The sequence below is a fragment of the Accumulibacter sp. genome (assembly GCF_036625195.1).
GTDB lineage: Bacteria > Pseudomonadota > Gammaproteobacteria > Burkholderiales > Rhodocyclaceae > Accumulibacter.
On the sequence record NZ_JAZKUG010000001.1, the window covers coordinates 2,095,611 to 2,115,172 of the forward strand.

Consider the following 19,562-nt stretch of genomic DNA (forward strand, 5'->3'; position numbering starts at 1 on the left):
CGCATGGCGATCTTGCCGAGCTCAGGATGTGCCACCCCCGCTCTAGGGAAGGAGTCGGGGGAAATGACGGCGCACGAACGCATGGGTCAGATACAGCGCCTTGCGAAGGCCCTCGTGGTGCACCGCGGTGACGAATTCGCCAACGAGTATGGCCGCGACGCAGGGAATCAGAGCCAGGTACCGAAACGGTCGCATCAGTTGCAGCCGGGTTCTGGAGATGTCCCGTTCGCGAAAGCTAACGGTCTTCCCCGTGCCGCCCCGAAACTGCCGCGGACATTTCGAGGAGGGCAAGGGTAGCCGCTCAAGCGTCGGCGCAACGCGCGGCAGGCTGTCGATGATCTCGCCGACAGCACGCATCACCGCAGTGGGAGTGGCAAAGTTGCGGCAGACCGAGCCGCCGTGGCGGACGCACCTGTCCCAGCCAAGGCAGGGACAACAACTCTCGCTGTTATGCAGTGCATGATGGTCGGCGCTGTCGCCCGCCCAAGAGTGCACCGGATGGGTACTCGAGAACAGGTGAATGGTCTTGATGGCCCGCGCTTGCGCGGCGTAGTGGGCCGGGAACGAGTCCATCCCGATCACTACATCGACGCGGTCGAGCAGCGCGTCGAATTCCTCCAGCGTGCGGAAGCGCTCGGATTCGACACTCGGCAATGGAGCGTGCGCATCCAGCGCAATGAGCCGAAATCCTTGTTTCCGCAGGAGCGTCGCCAGCTCCAGTTGCAATGCTCGCGGATAGACCTTCAATGGCCAGCCCGCATCGAAATGGAGCAAAATCGTCGGCTGCCCATCGTCATTGGAGCGAGCCGCTTGGACCGAACCGCTGGGCAGGCCCCGATGCAATTGACTATCATCGGTGAGGGATTCGCCAAGACAGAAGCGGAAATGGTCGATGAAGTGAAAATTGGTGAAGTTGTAGTTCCGTGTCGCGCGACAATAAACGTGGAAAATGCCTCTGGCCAAGCGCGGGACCATGTCCAGAAAATGGTGGCAGTCTTCCTTGCGATACTCTCCGCGAAATGGAATCGGCCCGTCCGTGGTCGAAAATCCGACTTCTCCAGGGTTGTCGCGTACAATCGGGAAGTAGGCTTCGTTGATCAGTATCTCGTCGAACAGAGGACGTTTCGTCATGCTCGCGGCAATGCCCATGAAGAGAACATCACCGGCATGGTGGGTGAAGAATGCGCTGATACGAACCGCATCGCGCAAGGCGCGCTGATCCGGAATCGGCGCCGTTGGTTCGCCGTCGATCTCGTGCAATACGTCGAGCGCATTCTGGGCGCACCATTCCATCGGACGCCAGTACGGGCCGGGAAGGAAGCCATTGGAAACTGCCGTGAGGCAAGGGAACTGGATGGCGATCAGGCCAACGTCTCTGAAATAGAGCGCTGCCAGCAGCTTGCGGTCTAGTTCGGGATTGGAACAGGATAGGAGCACCAGGTGTCGATAGTGCTCGGTGGGCTCCAGAGTCAACAGATAGGCCATCGGGAGACCGTTGCTGGACCGCACTACGGCATCAGCGTGGTGGGATTCTGAGACCCTGGCGAGGGTAAGACGGATCAAGTAGCTTGATAACCTGAGTAACGGGTTGAAGATCAGGATGCGGGGTGTGTCGCGCCGAGTTTCCCGTGTCCGCCGCAACATTTCGAAGACGTAGCGACTCGGCGTAGCGACGAAGCTGTCCAGCATCTCGCGGTGGCTGACGTGATCCTGCGAGATGCGAAACCCAGGCTGGATCAGGAACCGCCCAACTCGTGACTGACCTATGTCCAGATGGGGGAAGGCTCCGACCACGGTGACCAGACTCTCGGTCGGCAGTGAAGCCGCCGTCATGACGGCTGTTGCAAGTTGACGCCGAGACCTCTTTCGACCACTTGAATGTGCGCAAGCGCCGTGTCGAATGTTTGGTCTACTGCACAGGCTAGGAAAAAAAGGACTCGGAAACGTGGGCTCTGCAAGACGAGTCTGACAGAACCAAGGCGGGCGAGCAGAATGAGGATCCCTGAGATCGTGAGGGGTGGAGCCCTGCGTGATCCATCGCCCCGGAGCACGACAATGAGTTTTCCTTCGGGTTTCAGAAGATTCCACAATTCTCGCAAGGCGCTCTTGGGATCATGCATGTGCTCAAGGCAATGTGAGCTGTGCACCGCATCGTGGGTGAGTTCTTGTCGGTAGCGCGTGACATGGCTGGCATTGCTCTCGACCCATGGGCAAACCTGATCATCACCGACGCCAGGGTCGATGCCGTGCCCGGCCAGAAAGCGGTCGGCGAAATCTTCCGGGCGAATGGCTTGTGTTTTCGAGGCTTCGTGCATCAGTGGAATCCTGGAGGAAATCGGCAAATTCGGTGTAGGGCAGTATTGCTCCGTGCGTGAGTGGCTAACGTGCCCCCGAGCACAGGAACGCCAGATGCATGGTCGTTGGCCAGTGGTTAAGAGCTTCTGGGTAGCTGACGGTCTTCACGGTGTTGAAGTGCGCTCTGAGCAGATTTGCCTGACTGTTGACGTTGGGGTAGCGAGCGACGTAGCGACATTGCAGTGCTTCCGAAAAATCATCAACCGATAGTTCGGCCGCGCGAGAGACTTGGTGCTTGACGACAAAAATACCCCCCGGGTTGAGCCACGAACGGACCTTTCGGTAGAGTTCCACTTCCTCCTCGATCTCCAGGTGAGTGACGACGCCAAACAGGAGGATGAGATCAAATTTATCCGTGGTAGCGAAGGATCCAAGGTCACTGCACTGCTTGGAAATCCGCGAATCATCGGGAATGCTCTCAAGGAAGCTTGGATACCTGTCTACCGCCAGCAATCGCGAAGAGTCGAGCAGCAAATTTCGCGAAAGCTCGGCTGCCCCACTGCCTAGGTCAAGGATCCGGCAGTTGGGTCCGACTAATGGCGCCAACAGGTCGAGCTCGAAAGCCAGCATAGAATTCCCGGTCCACCGGCCCATACCAAGCGCGGAGCGCTGCCGCCAAAAATGGTCGATCACTGCTTTATCCATGAACCGTTCCCTGATCGATCAAATCACGTAACCATTCCTCCATGGCCGGCACCTCTTCCGGATAGTCGATTTCACGACACCGAACATGGATTGCTGGACATGGTAACAGTGTTCGGATCATCTGATACACGTGGCCTGTGCCGCGAACGGTGTGCACCTTCGGCGAGATCGTCACCAAGCCAGTCCATTCTTTGGTCAGCGCGTCGGGCAGAGGCGGTTCGCCATGATGAAACGCGATTGCTTCAAGCAGACCTGCGGCGTTGCAGCGCGCACTTACAAGGACAGGCGCAAGACTCTGGATCTCACTGACGCCTATCGATGGAACTGCCGACTGTGTCAGGACAAGGAGATCATTCGGATGCACCAGTAGGTCGCCATCAATCGATACCACAGGAAATCGTGCGTGCTCAAGTGCTAGCGATAGGCTGGCCGCTGTACCCGTCGACCCGAATTCCGAGTTGGTCACAAATACCGCATCGGAACGCAATTTGCTTACGGCCGCAATAACGTCTTGCGCTTGGTAACCGACGACGACAACGACTTCCTCGAAGGTGCTCAAGGTCAGGAGTTGCCATTCGACAAGCAACCGCCCAAGTATCGGCGTCAGGCACTTCGGGCGACTCTGTCCCATCCGCGTCCCGCGGCGTGCGGCATTGATCACTGCGGTTCTGCGCAGGATCACCGGTGCGCTCCGAGCAGCAGATCTATCGATTCCAACAAGAGAGGAAAGTTGAATGGCGGAACAAGGCTTTTGGAAGTGGTATTATTTTGAGGAGTTACTTCCTGGGCACCGGACCTCAGGACAGTAACGGGAACATTGAGGTAGCGGGCCTCTGTTACAACGGAACCTGGACAATTGACATACACAGCGCGACTAGCGGCAATCAGAGAAGTGCTAGGCAGCGCGGCCGGAAGAACCAGTGCACCCAGGGCAGCCAGTTCCTTTTCGAGCGCATCGCATCCCGGCCACACGGGCAGTTTCACCGGTAGGCCCTTGGCGAGAATCTCGGGGTAACTGGACAGCAGGTAGCGCGCACCACCGCGCAGAAGTACTTGCACAATCTGATTGACGAACATCAGCCCCCGTTCGGCGACGATTGCCTCGATGTCGGGCGCAATTTGGTCAAGTTGATTGTGCTTTATCCACCCGGTCTTGATGACTTTGCAGTAGTGACCAAGGGCTGGATTAATCGGACCCGAAGGGGCAGCATACAAGTCAAACGCGCTCATGTAGACCAGTTCTTCTGGTCGGATCGGCGTCTCCAGATCATGCGGAATGAAAACAGAACAAGCTGGGCGCAAGCGCTGTCGGATTTCCAGCGGAGCGACATATTGGCAAAACGGTTGCGTCTCGCCCCAGTGTGCCTGAAAAACCAGTGATGAACACGCTGGATGCTGCGAGGAAATGAAGACCAGTGGGCCGGCGATCTCCTCGGGCAAAGGGGTGTCCTGCATATCGACGGCGATCGTTCGGTAGCCTCGCTCGGCGAGATAACGGGCCAAAGGCGAGAGCGAATATTCGCAGCCAAAGCCGCACAACAAGAACTGATAGTGGTTGCGCACGTTGGCAATTGACACCGGACGTCCTACCTTAGGCATGTTGCGGATAGCGGCGGACCACAAGCCATCCGACATCATCAGGAACGTCTTGCGGACTACGGTCAAGATACCTTGGGGCGCAAGTCGTTGCTTCTGCATGACTGACTGCGGTAACTCCTGTTGGTTTTCCACCATGGCTCCGGCACGTGCGCGCGATTTCCATGAAACCCAGAGAATGCAAGACGTGGCGACAGTCGTCTTCCGACTGAAGCTCAAAGCGGGTGGCGATCAGTAGCGTTCCCGCCGTCGTGCTGGGGGAGCACCAGTGAGTTTCCATGAATCGCCGGAAGTGATACTCGTCGAGGAAGGCTACGGCATCATTCGGGCCCAAGGCGGAAACGGCGAGATGAACTGCTGAGGAATCAAGCGGCGAACTGGCAGTCGCGTTGGAGAACTGGTCCGCCGCGTCATTGGCGTAGTAGCCGACAAAGTGTACGCGGCGGCAGCTGGCGAGAATGTCACGCGGCAGATACTCAAGGTTGCACAACTCGTTCTTGATGACAACAGGTAGTAGCCGTGGGAACAATGCGGCATCCAGTCGTGCAAGTCTTGCGTCCAGCTGCAGAATCTGCAGGCGCAGCCGATCATCGACGCGGCATATGAGTGGTTCGAGCATCCAAGTCAGAACGGGCGATAGTACTTTTCTGAGTAGGCTCGTCATTGCTTGTCCCTCGTCGGGTAGTGTGGCAGAGATTCCCGCCGTCTCCGCGGCCGCGGCTGCAGTGCCGCGCTCGTCCGTCGCGCCACTCTGTTCCTCTCAGAGCCACCTGTCGTCGCGCAAGGCGGTTGGCTGGTCGGCGGACATGAGCTGCTGTCCGGTTTCTCATTCAGCCGATCCTGCAGCTCCTTCACGTCGTGCAACAGTTGCTTCCACATTTCCAGGAAGAGCTTCGCCGGCGGCTTCTTCAGCCACTCGTCGTTCATCTGGGAGTGGTCATGTTTGCTCAGATCCATCGTGCCGCGTCTGTCAGGTCGTTTGCAAGTTCCGCAACTGTGCCATACAAATCATCAGGCTGGCGGCTTTTCTTAAGAGGGTGTGAACGATTGCCTTGTTGGCCGCCACTGACAGCCGTTCAGCCGGAGGAGACGTCTACTGGATTCTCGGTAGTGACGATAGTTGCCCTTGCGCCGCAAATCGCAGCATCGCTTCATAGGTTACCCGCCAAGCTTGCACAGTTGGTCAGCTCTGCTGAGCAGCAACGGGTCCATTCTGGTGAGCGCAACGGACCCGGCTCTTTGCAGCAGTACTGCAAACGATGTAGGGGGTAGACATGCGGCAGTTGTTCTCCGACCAAGGCACGCAGAAGTACCGCGCATCAGGCCACGTGGCCAAGACGCTCGCACTTGCGCGGGTAGTCCAGCCACTAGACCGCATAACGCCGCAACAAATCAGACTTGATGGGTGCGACCTCCAGAAGGTGACCATCGCGGAGCCAAGCCACATGGCTTGACAAGGCCTCCAGCATCATGAGGTCGTGCGAGACCATGATTGCCGACTTGCCGGAAGCCAGTGTTGTTCCCAGATGGCTGAGACATTTCTGCTTGAAATCTCCGTCACCGACTGCCAAGACCTCGTCAATGATCAGGATGTCGGCGTCCACATGCGCAGCCACGGAATAGGCAAGACGTACGTACATTCCGCTCGAGTAGTGCTTCACTGGGGTGTCGAGGAAACGTTCCACCCCAGAGAAGTCCACAATCGCGTCGAAGCGCCGCCTGATGTCGCGCTCCGGACAACCCAGCATGGCGCCGTTGAGGTAGATGTTTTCGCGCCCGGTGAGTTCCGGGTGAAAGCCCGTGCCGACTTCGAGTAGCGAGGCGACGCGGCCGCGGACACGGGCACGCCCTTGGCTGGGCGGAATGATGCGGGAGAGGATTTTGAGCAGGGTCGATTTCCCGGAGCCGTTCCTGCCGACAAGGGCCAGACATTCTCCCTGTCGGACTTGCAGAGACACGTTCTTCAGCGCCCAGAACTCCTCATCGGCGCTCGGGTGGGGGCTTGTCGTTCTGGATTGCCGCACCAAGCTTTGCAACCAAGACTTGAGTGAGTCCGGACGATGTCGACGGGAAAGCGCGTAGCGTTTGCCCAGATCTTCGATGTCGATGACGATATCGCTCATCCCGGTTGGGGTCACGCCAAGTCGACCAAGCTTGCTTCGCTGGCCAGGAAATGCCGACCGGCCACGAGCGAAATCGCCAGGGTAGCTGCCAGCGAGACGAGTACCGGCTTGAGCGGGAAACCGTCCATTCCGTTCAGCAGGCTCCAGCGTAGACCTTCGATGATGCCGACGAGTGGGTTGAGTGCGTAGAGCGAGTGCCACTGCTCAGGTATTCGGGCCAGCGTGTACCCTCCCGGGGTGACGAAGAAGCCGATCGTCAGGAGGAAGGGAACCAGATTTCCGACATCGCGGAAGCGGAGGTTGACTACGGACAGCAGGAGGCCGGCGGCGGTGCAAAGTACCATCAGTTGCAGACAGAACAAAGGGAAGAAAACGATCTGCCAGCCAGGCAGGTAGCCGAACCAGATGCAGGCAAAGGCAAACAGCAGCCAGGCGACGAGGAACTCAACGGCGTCGACGGCGACGGCAGCGATCGGGATGATGGCGCGCGGGAAATAGGTCTTCTGGATCACGTGTAGGTGGCCAGCCAGCGAGTTCATACCGTCGGGCACCGCGTTCGAGAAGAAGTACCAAGGGATGACGCCGCAGAAGATGATCAGTGGGTATGGAACGGCGTGGCTGCGATCAAAACCGGCAAGGAATCCGAAAGCAAAGCTGGTCACCGCCATCAGCATCAGCGGCTTGAAGAGCAGCCAGGCGAGGCCGAAATAGGTTTGCCGGAAGCGTACGATGAGATCGCGACGGACCAGCATCCGTGTCACCTCGTGGAAGCTGCACAGTTCGTGCCAGTAGCCACGCCAAGTCTGTGGGGAGCCATCGATCAACACGGTGCGCGCGGGCAGCGCGGCGGGCCGGCTGTCTGTCATGGTGACGGAGATGCCATCTTTCGGTCAGTGCCGAGCCGGGATCCGCAGGGAAGAGGTCGCCATGCGAGGTTCTCGCGTGTCGATCGCCGTCCGGAGCCAGTCGATGGTTCGCTGCAAGGTTGCGGGCAGGTCGAGCGTGAGTTGGAGACCAAGCTCATGCCTTGCGCGATCGGTTTGCGGTACATAGGAATGAACTCCCGAGCGATCCGGTTCGCCGCGAATCTCCACCGACAGGTTGCCGCCGACCTGACCCGCGATCTGCCGGGCCAGATCGCCAATCGACACGCCCTGATCCGAGCCGACATTGTAAGCACGGCCGGTCTCCCCGTGTAGAAGGATGGTCAACAGCCAGGAGACGAGGTCGGCCGGATGCATGTAGCTTCGGCGCGCCGTGCCGTCCCCATTGACGACGATCGGCCCACCGTTCATGGCGTCACGCAGGAAGTTACCGGCGGCGAACCGGCCATGCAGTGGCAGATGCGGGCCGATGAACGAGAAGCAGCGGGCGATCACAAATGGAACCTCGGGTGTCAGCGTGCACACCTGTTCAATCAGTCGCTTGCCCTCGCCGTAGGCGGATGAGGGGTTCAGCGGATCCGGCGCGCCGTGCCAGTTCTCCGGGATGCGACCGAGGTCGGCCGGTTGTGGTCCGTAGACCGCGCCGGAACTGGTGACCAGCATGCGCCGGACGCCTGCCTGGCGGGCATGGCGCAGGACGTTGTGAACGCCGGCGAGCTTGGTGTGCAGCATCTCGATAGGTTCGGTGTGCCGGGGATCGGCGCTGGTGGCCGTAGCGAGATGCAGGAGGTAGTCGTGGCGCGTCGGCGGGAAGGGGAAGCTGGCAGGGTTGCCGCGAAGCCACTCGAACTCCCTGCGCCTCGCCATATGCGGTACGCGCAGGAGAAAGCGCTCCGGGTCGCGACTCAGCACGGTGGCACCGACGGCCACTTGCAGCGCATCGTTGGCTGCGGCGATGGTTTCCAGCAGCCAGGTGCCGAAAAAGCCGGTGCCGCCGGTGATCAAGAGTTGGGCGCCGGCCATTTCGCGCCACAATGCCCTGGTTTGAGCGAGGATGTGCTCGAGATCGGCGCCGGGCAGCGGCGGGCAGGGTGTGCTCAGAACTCGCCTCCGAGAAACTCGCTGATCCTGGTGCTGGCGAAGTCCAGCATCTCCTCACTCAGCCCTGGCCAGAGGCCGATCCAGAAGGTGTCGTCGAGCACCCGGTCGGTCTGCGTCAGGGGGCCGGCGAGGCGGAAGCCGCGCCCTTGCATGTACGGCTGGCGGATGACGTTGCCGGCGAACAGCAGCCGTGTGCCGATTCGGTACTGCTCGAGGTAGGTGAGGAGATCGACGCGGGCACAGCCCGCTTCGGGCTGCAGCGTCAGCGGCAGGCCGAACCACGCCGGATCGGCACCCGGTGTGGCTTCGGGGAGGATCAGGAAGTCGGCGAGCGGCGCGAGACGCTGCCTGAGATATTCGCAGTTGCGCCGGCGGGCGGCGATGAAGTCCGGCAGGCGATCCATCTGCGCCAGTCCGCAGGCAGCCTGGATGTCGGTGATCTTGAGGTTGTAGCCGAGGTGGGAATAGGTGTACTTGTGGTCGTAGCCGAACGGCAGCTCGCCGTGCCGTTGCGCAAAGCGTTTGCCGCAGGTGTTGTCGCAGCCGGTCGCGCAATAGCAGTCGCGCCCCCAATCGCGCAGCGACTCGATGATCTTCTTGAGCTGCGCGTCGCGCGTGAAGACGGCGCCGCCCTCGCCCATGGTGATGTGGTGCGCCGGGTAGAAGCTGAGCGTGCCGATGTCGCCAAAGGTGCCGACCGGGCGGCCGGCGTAGGTCGCACCCAGCGCGTCGCAGCAGTCCTCGATCAGCCACAGGTCGTGCTTTCTGGCGATCCGGCAGACCTCGTCGAGGTCGAACGGGTTGCCGAGGGTGTGGGCGAGCATGATCGCTCGTGTGCGCTCGGACAGCGCGGCTTCGATCTGGCCGGCGTCGATGTTGTAGGTCGGCAGCGAAACGTCGACGAAGACCGGCACGCAGCCGTTCTGCAGGATCGGATTGACGGTCGTCGGGAAGCTGGCAGCGACGGTGATGACCTCGTCGCCCGGCCTGATGGCGCGGTTGCCCAGGCTTGGCGAGGTGAGGGCGGTGAACGCCAGGAGGTTGGCGGAAGATCCCGAGTTGGTGGTGAGCACGTGCTCGATCCCGAGGAATGCCCCCAGCCGTCGTTCGAACTCGGTGTTGAAGCGCCCGCTGGTGAGCCAGCCGTCGAGGACCGCGTCGACCATCTGCCGCATTTCAATTCCGCCGATGACCTTGCCCGCAGCCGGGATCGGCGTCACACCTGCCTGGAAAGCGGCGGTTGCGCGGCTCGCTTCGCCGTAGCGCTCGACGAGGTCGAGGATCTGTTGTCGCATCGGATCGGTGTTCATGGCCTTGCAGCGTCTCGTAGGCTCTCGCAATAGCGCGCGATCTGCTGGCGCGAGACGGCCACCATGTCCTGGCCGTCCAGGTGGGCGCGATACCAGTCGACGGTCATTTGCAGGGCGGTGGCGAGCGGCCAGCGGGGATGCCACTGCAGGGCCTGTGCGGCCTTCGTGACAGCCAGCCGCAGGCACGGCGCCTCATGCGGATGCGCTGTGTCGTCACGGCGCCAGGTGGCTCCCGCGCCCCACATTCGGGCCATCTTGGTCAGGAGGTCGGCAACGCTGTGCGAGATGTCGCCGCCGGGTCCGAAATTCCAGGCTTCGGCAAAGCGAGCGCCTTGCCGGTACAGGCACTCGCCCAGGATGAGATAGCCGGCGAGCGGTTCGAGGACGTGCTGCCATGGTCGGATCGCTTCCGGATGACGGACCAGCAGGGGGCGCCCGCCAGCAAAAGCGCGCACGGCGTCGGGAATCAGGCGGCCAGCGGACCAGTCGCCACCGCCGATGGCGTTGCCGGCGCGCGCCGTCGCCAGCGCGGTGCCGTGTCCGGCATGATCGTTCGAGTTGAAGAAGGACGCGCGATACGCGGCCGCGACCAGTTCGGTACAGGCCTTGCTGCTGCTGTACGGATCGGCTCCCCCGAGCGGGTCGCTTTCGTTGCAGGCTGCGGCGCGCGGCTGGTAACACTTGTCGCTGCTGACGATGACGACGCTCGGGACACCACCGGTGTGCCGGATGGCATCGAGCAGATTGACCGTTCCCATGACGTTGCTCGCATAGGTCTCTGCCGGGCGGGAGTAGGAGGGAAGCACCAGCGCCTGGGCGGCGAGATGGAATACCACTTCCGGCCGGTGGCTGGCGAGAGCAGCGGTCAGTGCGTCGCGATCGCGGATGTCGGCCAGGATCGAAACCATCCGCCCGGCAAGTCCGGTGATCTCGAACAGGTTGGGCTGCGTCGCCGGCGGCAGTGCCAAGCCGATCACTCTTGCACCCATTGTCTGCAGCCAGAGCGCGAGCCAGCCACCCTTGAAGCCGGTGTGGCCGGTGACCAGGACCCGTCGGTCCTGCCAGAACGCCGGCGTGATCACCAGGTTTTCCATGGTGCGCTGCCGGAAGCCCACAGCTGCTCCAGATGGTTGCGGTCGCGCAGGGTATCCATCGCGTGCCAGAACCCATCGTGGCGCCAAGCGGCGAGTTGCCCGCTCCGTGACAGCTGGCTGACCGGTCCGGCTTCCCACATGCAGGAATCGCCGTCGATCAGGTCGATCACTCGCGGACTGAGAACGAAGAAGCCGCCATTGATCCAGGCGCCATCTCCTGCCGGCTTCTCCTGGAAGGCAAGCACGCGGTCGGCACTCAGTTCAAGGGCACCAAAGCGGCCTGGCGGGGTGACGGCGGTGACGGTCGCCAGAACCCGCTGCTGGCGGTGGAAGTCGATGCTGGCGGCGATGTCGATGTTGCCGACCCCATCGCCGTAGGTCATGCAGAACAGCTCCTCGTTCTCCACGTGCGCGCGCGCACGCCGCAGGCGCCCACCCGTCTGCGTGGCATCGCCGGTGTCGATCAGCGTCACCCTCCAGGGTTCGGCATGGCGTTCATGCACCTCGATCCGGTTGCTCGCCAGGTCGAGGGTGACATCCGACATGTGCAGGAAGTAGTTGGCGAAATACTCCTTGATCACGTAACCGCGGTAGCCGAGGCAGATCACGAAATCGTTGATGCCATGGCTGGAGTAGATCTTCATGATGTGCCAGATGATGGGCTTGCCACCGATCTCGACCATCGGTTTCGGCCGGACGATCGTTTCCTCGGCGAGCCGCGTGCCCGCGCCACCGGCGAGGATGACCGCCTTCATCGATGCCTGGCCGCCGCCCCTTCCGGGCCTGCGCTGCGTGCCGCCAGTTGGTCGCGAGCGATTGCCTGCATGTGCTCCTTCACTCGTCGATGACGACGCTGGTGTACACCTCCTGCACGTCATCGAGGCCTTCGAGGACGTCGATGAGCTTCTGCATGCGCAGCGCCTCGTCACCCGCGAGCTGAGTCTCGTTCTCGGCCTTCATGGTGACGCTGCCGTACTCGGCGGCGAAGCCGGCGGCGGCGAGCGCTTCCTTGACCGCCATGTAGTCGTTGGCAGGCGTGATCACCTCGACCGAACCGTCGTCGTTGCTCAGGACATCGTCGGCGCCGGCGTCGATCGCCGCCTCCATCAACGCTCCTTCGTCGGTTCCGGGGGCGAAGAGGAGCTGACCGCAGTGCCTGAACTGGAAGGCGACACAACCGTCGGTGCCGAGGTTGCCGCCATATTTGTTGAAGGCGTGACGCACCTCGGCGACGGTGCGTGTGCGGTTGTCGGTCAGGCAATCGACGATCACGGCTGCGCCACCGATTCCGTAGCCCTCGTAGCGGACCTCGATGTAATCGACGCCTTCGAGCTCGCCGGTTCCCTTCTTGACCGCGTTGTCGATCTTGTCCCTGGGCATGTTGACCTGCTTGCCCTTGTCGATCGCCAGCCGCAAGCGCGGATTGAACGAGGGATCGCCACCGCCGGCCTTGGCGGCAACGGTGATTTCCCGTGCGATCTTGGAGAAGGATGCGCTGCGCTTCTCATCCTGCTTGCCCTTGCGGTGCTGGATGTTCGCCCATTTCGAATGTCCTGCCATGCTGCCCTCTGAAGAATTCCGCTGCGCTGCGGCCGCACCCCGAGCAACAAAACGGGCCGCAAATGGTCGATAATCAAGGCCGGCATTCTAGCACTTCCGCCGCACCATCCTTTCCCGTCATCGCTTTCCGGAGTCGCCCATGGTTTCACCTCTCCTCGTCGCCAGCCACGAAGGCACCGAGCTGGCGCTGCTGCCGGCACTCGCCAACCGCCACGGACTGATCACCGGCGCCACCGGAACCGGCAAGACGGTCACCCTGCAGCTGCTCGCCGAACGCTTTTCGGGCATTGGCGTGCCGGTGTTCATGGCCGACGTCAAGGGGGATCTGTCGGGGCTGGCCGCTGCCGGCAGCCTGACGCCGAAGCTGCAGTCCAGGCTCGACGCGCTCGGCGTCAAGGATCACGTACCGGCGCGCTGCCCGGTCGTCTACTGGGACGTTTTCGGCGAGCAGGGGCATCCGGTACGCGCGACGATCTCGGACATGGGACCGGTGCTGCTGGCCCGGCTGCTGAATCTCAATGACACGCAGTCCGGCGTGCTGCAACTGGTCTTCCGCATTGCCGACGACAACGGGCTGCTGCTCCTCGACCTCAAGGACCTGCGGGCGATGGTGCAGCATGTCGGCGAGAACGCGAAGAACTTCACCACCGAGTACGGCAACGTCTCGGCGGCTTCGATCGGTGCCATCCAGCGCGGGCTGCTGAACCTCGGCGAGCACGGTGGTGACCTGTTCTTCGGCGAGCCGATGCTCGACATCGGCGACCTGATGCAGACCGACGATGGCCGCGGCGTCGTCAACATCCTGGCCGGCGACAGGCTGATGGCTTCGCCGCGCCTCTATTCGACCTTCCTGCTCTGGTTGCTCGCCGAGCTGTTCGAACAGCTGCCGGAAGTCGGTGACGTCGACAAGCCCAAACTCGTCTTTTTCTTCGACGAGGCGCATCTGCTCTTCAACGAGGCGCCGGCGGCGCTGCTCGAGAAGATCGAACAGGTGGTGCGGCTGATCCGCTCGAAGGGAGTCGGCGTCTACTTCGTCAGCCAGAACCCGCTCGACATCCCCGACAAGGTGCTCGGCCAGCTCGGCAACCGCGTGCAGCACGCCCTGCGCGCCTTCACCCCGCGTGACCAGAAGGCAGTCAAGGCGGCCGCGCAGACCCTGCGCGCCAACCCGAAGTTCGACGCCGAGGAGGCGATCACCGAGTTGGGCGTCGGCGAGGCACTGGTTTCGTTTCTCGACGAGAAGGGGCGGCCGAACGTCGTCGAGCGTGCCTTCATCCTGCCGCCGGCTTCGCGGATTGGCCCGCAGTCCGCCGAGGAGCGACAGGCGGTGATCAAGGCTTCAGCCATCTACGGGCATTACGAGAATGCCGTCGACCGCGAGTCCGCCTACGAGAAGCTCAAGGGCGTTGCGGCGGAGCAACCGGCGGCTGGCGAGTCGGCTGCCGGTGGACAGCCGCCGGCAGCCGGCGGCGGTGGCTGGCTGGGCAGTCTCGGCGACCTGCTTGGCGGTGGCGGGGGTGGCCGCGGGCGTGGTGACTCGGTGATCCAGACGGCGGCGAAGAGCGCGGCGCGGGCGATCGGCTCGCAGGTTGGCCGCGAGATCATTCGCGGTGTCCTTGGCTCGATTCTCGGCGGCGGGTCGCGCCGCCGCTGATCGTGTCCGACGGTGTGCAGCTCCCGCCCGGGAGCTGCACACCGGCCCTCAGAGCGTCAGTTGCAGGCGGACGCCGGCGACGGTCGAATCGGGCAACTGGAAGCCCGGGTTGAAGATGCGCTGGATCACCGGCTGGACGACCAGCCCGGGAAGCAGCGGCGCCTGGTAGGTGATCTCGACCACCGTCTCGTTGTTCGCGGTCAGTGGTGAGCCGGATTCGTCGGCCAGCAGGGCACGCCCCTGCGGATCGGCGTGCGCGCGGGTCGCCGCAATGCCGAAGACGTCGTCCTCGCGACCGGGGAACGGACCACGGAAGCTCATTCCGGCACTCAGCGAGTAGCCGAGGGTGCTCGTGCGCCCGTCGGTGAAGCCGTAGCGGGCGAAGAGGCTGAGGTCGCGCTTGCTTCCCGGGACGCGGTAGACGGTCTGCTCGCCGAGCAGGTAGGCGCCCCAGTGCCGCGCGTCGCGTGGCTCGTCGTTGGCATCGACGGCGGTCAGCTGCTCGAAGCGAGGCGCGTAGCGCCAGGCGCCGATCGCCACCTTGCTGATCGGCGAGTAGTCATCGTCATCGCCGGCCGGACCGAAGGCATCGCCAAGGAGTCCCGCCTTCACCGGACTGAAGCCGACCTCGCCGATGAGCAGGCTGCCGGTGCTCTTGCGCCAGCTGATGTTGGGGCCGGCCGTGTCGATGCGCTCGCTGGGAATGCCGCGGCTGATCGCCAGCATCGCGTACCACGCCGGATCGGGGTCGACCCGCAGGCGGGCGCCGTAACTGCTCGTGGCGTAGATCGACGGGCCGGCGAGACTGCCGAAGTCGGCGACCTCGGCGGCCATGCCGAAGGACGGGTGGATGAACACGCCGGACGAGTCGGTGACGTAGAATTCGCTGTCGAGCGGGTAGAGACCGGCGCGCAGCGACGCCTTGCCGTCGAGGAACGACTGTTGCAGCCAAGCCTCGAAGATGCCGGTGCGGTTGACCGGCGCCTCGAGATTGTCGACGCCCATGAAGCTGCCCACATCGTTGAGGTTCACGCGCTGGCCGCTGTTGCTGATCAGGGCCAGATACGCCGAGCCGCCGCGCCAGCCGAGGAGCTTCTCGCCGTCGAGCCCGATGGCGAGGTTGATGTTGCCCATGTAGCCGCCGCCACGCTTGAGGCCGCCGCTGTTGTTGCGCAGGTAGTCGGCGGTGTAGACGAGGTCGACCTGGACGCCGGCGTCGAAAAGCCGCTGCCGGGCGCCGCCCCAGTCACCACTGAGCGTGCTCGTTTGCCAGTCCGGCGCCTTGTCTTCGTTGTCGTCGTTGCCGGCACTCTGCGTTGGCGCGGCCGCCTGATCGCCGCTTGCCGGGGCCTGCGCCCCTGCAGCGGCCTCGCCGGCGGCCAGCCCGGGGATTCCGGACAGCAGCAGGCCGGCGAGCAAGGCCGCCAGTCCCTTGTTGCCAAACGATTTCTCCTGCATCGACATGCCCTCCCTCCTCTCGCTGTGCAAAAGACTCTTGACTCGTGTTGACGTCATTTCAACATGGTTCTGTTGCAGATGCAACAGAGTTGACTTCAGGCAAGGCCACGCGCATCCTGCCACGTGTGGACGCATCGATACCGGTCGCTTGCGAATGCCGCCGTATCGCCGGGCCGGTGGGGCATCCTGTTCAGCGGTCTGCCGTGCCTTTGCGGTGGATGCTGAGCACTTGGCTTTGTGGCTGCTGCCGCCGGCCGGCGCAGCCGCAGCAGCCATTGCAGCGGCGCGCATTCGCCTGGCGCTCGCCGCCACTGGTTGCGGCGGTCGGTCGGCTGCGCAGCAGATTCGGCCAGCGCCGGGCGAGCGCCGGCATGAGCGTGGCGGCGAACAGCCCGCGGCCGAGATGGGCGATGGCGGCGACCACCACGCCATAGGCGGCGACTTCCTCGATCATGTCAGCCTCCGGTGAGGATGAGGGCGACGCGGTAGGTCACGAAGGCGGCGCCATAGGCCAGCGCAAACAGATAGGCGGCCATCAGCAAGGGGTAACGCCATGAATTGGTTTCGCGGCGGACGACCGCCAGTGTCGACAGGCATTGCGGCGAGAAGACGTACCACGCAAGCAGTGCGAAAGCCGTTGGCAGCGACCAGCTCGCCGCCAGCATCGGCAGCAGCTGATCGGCCACATCGTCGCCGGCAGCCGACAGCGCATAGACCGTGCCGAGGGCGCCGACGGCCACTTCCCGCGCCGCCATGCCGGGAACCAGAGCGATCGAGATTTGCCAGTTGAAGCCGATCGGTGCCAGCACGACCTCGAGCGCGCGACCCAGCATGCCGGCGTACGAGTACTGGATGGCCGGGCCACTGGCACCTTCGGGCGCTGCCGGGAACGACGACAGGAACCACAGCACGACCATCAGCGACAGGATGACGCCGCCGACGCGCCGGATGAATATGCGCGCCCGTTCGAGCAGGCCGAGCAGCAGGCTGCGGCCATGCGGCCAGCGGTAGGAAGGCAGTTCGAGCATCAGTGGCGACTGCGCCCCCTTGCCGGCAGCCAGCCTGAGGGCGCCGGCCACCGCCATGGCACTGGCCACGCCACCGACGTAGAGGCCGAACAGAACCAGGCCCTGCAGATTGAAGACGCCGGCGACCGTCGTCTCGGGAATGAACGCAGCGATGATCAGCGCGTACACCGGCAGGCGGGCCGAACAGGTCATCAGCGGGGCGATCATGATCGTCGTCAGCCGGTCGCGCCAGTTCGAGATGGTGCGCGCCGCCATGATGCCGGGGATGGCGCAGGCAAAGCTCGACAGCAGCGGAATGAACGATCGTCCTGAGAGGCCAACGGTACCCATCAGGCGATCGAGCAGGAAGGCGGCGCGGGGCAGATAGCCCGAATCCTCGAGGGCCAGGATGAACAGGAAGAGAATCAGGATCTGCGGCAGGAAGACGAGGACGCTGCCGACGCCGGCGATGATGCCGTCGACCAGAAGGCTGCGCAGGATGGTGTCCGGCATCCACTCGCCGACCGACTCGCCGATCGCTGCGACGCCATCCTTGATCAGCTCCATCGGCAGGCTTGCCCAACTGAAAACGGCCTGGAACATGAGGAACAGCGTACCGGCGAGAATGAGCATGCCCCAGACCGGATGCAGGACGACGCGGTCGATTCTCTCGTCGCGGCGCGTGTCGACCGCCGGCTGGCTGACCGTCGCGGCCAGGATGCGTCGCACCTCGCGTTGCGTTGCGCCGACGTCGGCGACATCCGGCGGCAGCCAGGATGCCGGGGGCGACCCCGTCGCTGCGAGCGGGGTATCGAGCTGACGGATCAGCTCGTCGGCACCGCCGCCCTTGATGGCGATCGTGCTGACGACCGGCATTCCCAGCTCGCGGGCGAGCGCCGGTACGTCGATGACGATGCCGCGCCGCTTGGCCAGGTCGGTCATGTTGAGCGCGAGAATCATGGGTACGCCCAGGCGCCTGACTTCGAGGACGAGTCGCAGGTTGAGCTTGAGGTTGGTCGCGTCGCTGACGCAGACGATCAGTTCGGGCGGTGGCTCCGCGTCGAGCCTGCCGAGGATGACGTCGCGGGTGATCTCCTCGTCGATGCTGAGTGCGTTGAGACTGTAGGCCCCCGGCAGGTCGAGCACACGGAAGCTCTTGCCGGCCGCGGTGGTGAAGTGCCCTTCCTTGCGGTCGACGGTGACTCCCGGATAGTTGGCGACCTTCTGCCGGCTGCCCGTCAGGAGATTGAACAGCGCCGTCTTGCCACAGTTCGGGTTGCCGAGCAGGGCCAGGCGCAGGCTTTCCGTTGCGGCGCTCATCGGGCTGCCTCGCAAGCCGGCGTCACCAGCACGCGCTCGGCCTCGAAGCGACGCAGGGCGAACATCGTGTCGCCGACCCGCACGGCCAGCGGATCGCCACCGGGGTAGCCGCGCGCGACGACGCGCACGCGCTCGCCGGGGATGAAGCCGATCTCGAAGAGTCGCAGGGCAATCTCCTGTTCCGCCGTCCGCTCATCGCTCGCGACCGGGGCGCCGCGCACCGTTCCTTCCTGCCCCATCGGCAGCTCAAACAGGGTCATCGATCCCGTGGCCATCATCGTAGCGGGTTCCTCTCTTTGGATTGAATGTCGTCATGCTCGTGTGTCGCAGTTCCCAGACCGTGCATCGCTCGCGGCCGGGCCAGGACTGTACCGGCATTATATGCGAATGATTCGCATTTGTCGCATGTTGCGAAGCGGTGTTGCAGTCCGCGCAACCCGCCGGTAAGCAGACTCGCATTGCCTCGCGTCAGGAATGCAGGCGTGAGGCCGCAGCGACCATCGGGCCGACGAGTGTCCGGCCTGCCCGGCTCAGGCAGACGATCAGGCGACGACCAGGCGGGCGGCGCTGCACAGGCGGTGACGCAGCCAGCCGAGGCCAAGTGCCGGCAGCGCCGCCTGCAGGCGCTCGGGGTGGGCCGTGGCGAGCAGCGTCAGGCGACCGCTGCCGAGTGCTGCAGCACCGGCCAGGCGGACGCACTGGCGGGCGACAGCTTCGGCGACATCGACCAGCGCTGCCCGCTGGTCGACGATCGGTTGCAGAACGGGTGCCAGAAAGCTGTAGTGCGTGCAGCCGAGAACGATCTGGTCCACCCCGCACTCGAGCAGCGGGGTCAGGTGCTGGCGCGCCTCGGCGGCAAAATGCGGGTCGTCGAGCTGCAGCGTCTCGACACGCGTCGCCCAGCCCGGGCAGGGTTCGACATGCACCCGTACCGATCCGGCGTGTTGCCGGATCAATCCTGCCAGCCGCTCGCTGCGCGCCGTCGACTCGGTTGCCAGGACAGCGATGCGGCCGCTGCGGGACTGAGCGGCCGCCGGCTTGACCCCGGGTTCGACGCCAACCACCGCCAGTTCGGGAAAATGCTCGCGAAAGGCCGCCACGGCAGCCGCGGTCGCCGTATTGCAGGCGACGACGATGACCCCGCAGCCGTCGTCGACCAGCCTGCTGCCAATCTGCAGGACGCGACTGCGGATGTAGCCATCCTCCTTGTTGCCGTAGGGCAGGTGCGCCGTGTCGGCGAGGTAGATGAGATCGGCTGCCGGCAGTTTCCGGGCGATGGCGGCGAGAACCGACAGGCCGCCCAGACCGCTGTCGAAGATGCCGATCATGTCGGACCGCAGCAGCTCGTCGCTCGTGCCTTCACGATCGGGGAGCCGGTCTTGGCGCCGGTGACGTCCCGCCGTAGAGGCGGTCGCCGCCACCGGTGCGCCTCGCTGGCTGTGACCGCGAGCCGGT

At 63.6% G+C, this 19,562-nt stretch carries 19 protein-coding genes; 1 reads left to right on the forward strand and 18 read right to left on the reverse strand.

Annotated features, from left to right (window positions below; translation table 11 throughout):
* Positions 1 to 42 precede the first annotated feature (42 nt).
* The 13 genes from V5B60_RS09050 to V5B60_RS09110 all read right to left on the reverse strand — a co-directional run bounded on the left by V5B60_RS09050 (position 43) and on the right by V5B60_RS09110 (position 12,668).
* Positions 43 to 1,833, reverse strand: a complete 1,791-nt coding sequence (locus V5B60_RS09050) for a glycosyltransferase family 9 protein (protein WP_332346707.1) — start codon at positions 1,831 to 1,833, stop codon at positions 43 to 45.
* On the reverse strand, positions 1,830 to 2,315 hold the full coding sequence (locus tag V5B60_RS09055) for a methyltransferase domain-containing protein (protein WP_324598744.1): 486 nt from the start codon (positions 2,313 to 2,315) through the stop codon (positions 1,830 to 1,832). The genes V5B60_RS09050 and V5B60_RS09055 overlap by 4 nt, the downstream gene beginning before the upstream one ends.
* 64 nt (positions 2,316 to 2,379) lie before the next feature.
* A complete protein-coding gene (locus V5B60_RS09060; protein ID WP_332346708.1) occupies positions 2,380 to 3,000 on the reverse strand; it encodes a class I SAM-dependent methyltransferase in 621 nt (206 codons plus the stop codon).
* Positions 2,993 to 3,682: an NTP transferase domain-containing protein gene (locus V5B60_RS09065; protein WP_332346709.1), complete on the reverse strand. Its 690-nt coding sequence runs from the start codon at positions 3,680 to 3,682 to the stop codon at positions 2,993 to 2,995. Before V5B60_RS09065 ends, V5B60_RS09060 begins: the two co-directional genes overlap by 8 nt.
* Positions 3,679 to 4,578, reverse strand: a complete 900-nt coding sequence (locus V5B60_RS09070) for a hypothetical protein (protein ID WP_324598741.1) — start codon at positions 4,576 to 4,578, stop codon at positions 3,679 to 3,681. Before V5B60_RS09070 ends, V5B60_RS09065 begins: the two co-directional genes overlap by 4 nt.
* Before the next feature lie 13 nt (positions 4,579 to 4,591).
* A complete protein-coding gene (locus V5B60_RS09075; RefSeq protein ID WP_324598740.1) occupies positions 4,592 to 5,260 on the reverse strand; it encodes a hypothetical protein in 669 nt (222 codons plus the stop codon).
* 703 nt (positions 5,261 to 5,963) lie between these two features.
* Positions 5,964 to 6,719, reverse strand: coding sequence for an ABC transporter ATP-binding protein (locus tag V5B60_RS09080; RefSeq protein ID WP_324598739.1), 756 nt, complete (start codon positions 6,717 to 6,719; stop codon positions 5,964 to 5,966).
* 11 nt (positions 6,720 to 6,730) lie between these two features.
* A complete protein-coding gene (locus V5B60_RS09085; RefSeq protein ID WP_324598738.1) occupies positions 6,731 to 7,585 on the reverse strand; it encodes an ABC transporter permease in 855 nt (284 codons plus the stop codon).
* A 24-nt stretch (positions 7,586 to 7,609) separates the two neighbouring features.
* Positions 7,610 to 8,626, reverse strand: a complete 1,017-nt coding sequence (locus V5B60_RS09090) for an NAD-dependent epimerase/dehydratase family protein (protein WP_324598737.1) — start codon at positions 8,624 to 8,626, stop codon at positions 7,610 to 7,612.
* 74 nt (positions 8,627 to 8,700) lie between these two features.
* On the reverse strand, positions 8,701 to 10,014 hold the full coding sequence (gene rfbH / locus V5B60_RS09095; protein WP_324598736.1) for a lipopolysaccharide biosynthesis protein RfbH: 1,314 nt from the start codon (positions 10,012 to 10,014) through the stop codon (positions 8,701 to 8,703).
* Positions 10,011 to 11,108 (reverse strand): CDP-glucose 4,6-dehydratase, encoded by a 1,098-nt coding sequence (gene rfbG, locus V5B60_RS09100; protein ID WP_332346710.1) that lies wholly within the window; start codon positions 11,106 to 11,108, stop codon positions 10,011 to 10,013. The genes rfbH and rfbG overlap by 4 nt, the downstream gene beginning before the upstream one ends.
* Entirely contained in the window at positions 11,093 to 11,863 is a 771-nt protein-coding gene (gene rfbF, locus V5B60_RS09105; RefSeq protein WP_332346711.1) for a glucose-1-phosphate cytidylyltransferase, read from the reverse strand. Before rfbF ends, rfbG begins: the two co-directional genes overlap by 16 nt.
* Before the next feature lie 79 nt (positions 11,864 to 11,942).
* The gene (locus V5B60_RS09110) at positions 11,943 to 12,668 is read right to left on the reverse strand and encodes a YebC/PmpR family DNA-binding transcriptional regulator (RefSeq protein ID WP_324598733.1); all 726 of its coding nucleotides are present in this window, start codon (positions 12,666 to 12,668) and stop codon (positions 11,943 to 11,945) included.
* Positions 12,669 to 12,807: 139 nt separating this feature from the next.
* On the opposite strand from V5B60_RS09110, the gene V5B60_RS09115 reads away from it, so the two are divergent.
* Positions 12,808 to 14,322: a helicase HerA-like domain-containing protein gene (locus V5B60_RS09115; protein WP_332346712.1), complete on the forward strand. Its 1,515-nt coding sequence runs from the start codon at positions 12,808 to 12,810 to the stop codon at positions 14,320 to 14,322.
* A 48-nt stretch (positions 14,323 to 14,370) separates the two neighbouring features.
* On the opposite strand, the gene V5B60_RS09120 is transcribed toward V5B60_RS09115, so the two are convergent.
* From V5B60_RS09120 to murI, 5 genes are all read right to left on the reverse strand, one after another.
* Complete coding sequence (locus tag V5B60_RS09120) at positions 14,371 to 15,786, reverse strand: carbohydrate porin (protein WP_332346713.1); 1,416 nt, start codon at positions 15,784 to 15,786, stop codon at positions 14,371 to 14,373.
* 184 nt (positions 15,787 to 15,970) lie between these two features.
* The gene (locus tag V5B60_RS09125) at positions 15,971 to 16,234 is read right to left on the reverse strand and encodes a hypothetical protein (RefSeq protein WP_332346714.1); all 264 of its coding nucleotides are present in this window, start codon (positions 16,232 to 16,234) and stop codon (positions 15,971 to 15,973) included.
* A gap of 1 nt (position 16,235) precedes the next feature.
* The gene (gene feoB, locus V5B60_RS09130; protein WP_332346715.1) at positions 16,236 to 18,107 is read right to left on the reverse strand and encodes a ferrous iron transporter B; all 1,872 of its coding nucleotides are present in this window, start codon (positions 18,105 to 18,107) and stop codon (positions 16,236 to 16,238) included.
* Positions 18,104 to 18,385, reverse strand: a complete 282-nt coding sequence (locus V5B60_RS09135) for a FeoA family protein (RefSeq protein WP_434735315.1) — start codon at positions 18,383 to 18,385, stop codon at positions 18,104 to 18,106. The genes feoB and V5B60_RS09135 overlap by 4 nt, the downstream gene beginning before the upstream one ends.
* Before the next feature lie 264 nt (positions 18,386 to 18,649).
* Positions 18,650 to 19,435 (reverse strand): glutamate racemase, encoded by a 786-nt coding sequence (gene murI, locus V5B60_RS09140; protein ID WP_332346716.1) that lies wholly within the window; start codon positions 19,433 to 19,435, stop codon positions 18,650 to 18,652.
* Between the last annotated feature and the right edge of the window lie 127 nt (positions 19,436 to 19,562).

Excerpts from the sequence above, each read along its gene's own strand:
- V5B60_RS09050 (WP_332346707.1), bottom strand. The coding sequence starts at position 1,833 with ATGACGGCGGCTTCACTGCCGACCGAGAGTCTGGTCACCGTGGTCGGA.
- V5B60_RS09055 (WP_324598744.1), bottom strand. The coding sequence starts at position 2,315 with ATGCACGAAGCCTCGAAAACACAAGCCATTCGCCCGGAAGATTTCGCC.
- V5B60_RS09060 (WP_332346708.1), bottom strand. The coding sequence starts at position 3,000 with ATGGATAAAGCAGTGATCGACCATTTTTGGCGGCAGCGCTCCGCGCTT.
- V5B60_RS09075 (WP_324598740.1), bottom strand. The coding sequence starts at position 5,260 with ATGACGAGCCTACTCAGAAAAGTACTATCGCCCGTTCTGACTTGGATG.
- V5B60_RS09080 (WP_324598739.1), bottom strand. The coding sequence starts at position 6,719 with ATGAGCGATATCGTCATCGACATCGAAGATCTGGGCAAACGCTACGCG.
- V5B60_RS09085 (WP_324598738.1), bottom strand. The coding sequence starts at position 7,585 with ATGACAGACAGCCGGCCCGCCGCGCTGCCCGCGCGCACCGTGTTGATC.
- V5B60_RS09090 (WP_324598737.1), bottom strand. The coding sequence starts at position 8,626 with ATGGCCGGCGCCCAACTCTTGATCACCGGCGGCACCGGCTTTTTCGGC.
- rfbH (WP_324598736.1), bottom strand. The coding sequence starts at position 10,014 with ATGAACACCGATCCGATGCGACAACAGATCCTCGACCTCGTCGAGCGC.
- rfbG (WP_332346710.1), bottom strand. The coding sequence starts at position 11,108 with ATGGAAAACCTGGTGATCACGCCGGCGTTCTGGCAGGACCGACGGGTC.
- rfbF (WP_332346711.1), bottom strand. The coding sequence starts at position 11,863 with ATGAAGGCGGTCATCCTCGCCGGTGGCGCGGGCACGCGGCTCGCCGAG.
- V5B60_RS09110 (WP_324598733.1), bottom strand. The coding sequence starts at position 12,668 with ATGGCAGGACATTCGAAATGGGCGAACATCCAGCACCGCAAGGGCAAG.
- V5B60_RS09115 (WP_332346712.1), top strand. The coding sequence starts at position 12,808 with ATGGTTTCACCTCTCCTCGTCGCCAGCCACGAAGGCACCGAGCTGGCG.
- V5B60_RS09120 (WP_332346713.1), bottom strand. The coding sequence starts at position 15,786 with ATGTCGATGCAGGAGAAATCGTTTGGCAACAAGGGACTGGCGGCCTTG.
- V5B60_RS09125 (WP_332346714.1), bottom strand. The coding sequence starts at position 16,234 with ATGATCGAGGAAGTCGCCGCCTATGGCGTGGTGGTCGCCGCCATCGCC.
- feoB (WP_332346715.1), bottom strand. The coding sequence starts at position 18,107 with ATGAGCGCCGCAACGGAAAGCCTGCGCCTGGCCCTGCTCGGCAACCCG.
- V5B60_RS09135 (WP_434735315.1), bottom strand. The coding sequence starts at position 18,385 with ATGATGGCCACGGGATCGATGACCCTGTTTGAGCTGCCGATGGGGCAG.
- murI (WP_332346716.1), bottom strand. The coding sequence starts at position 19,435 with ATGATCGGCATCTTCGACAGCGGTCTGGGCGGCCTGTCGGTTCTCGCC.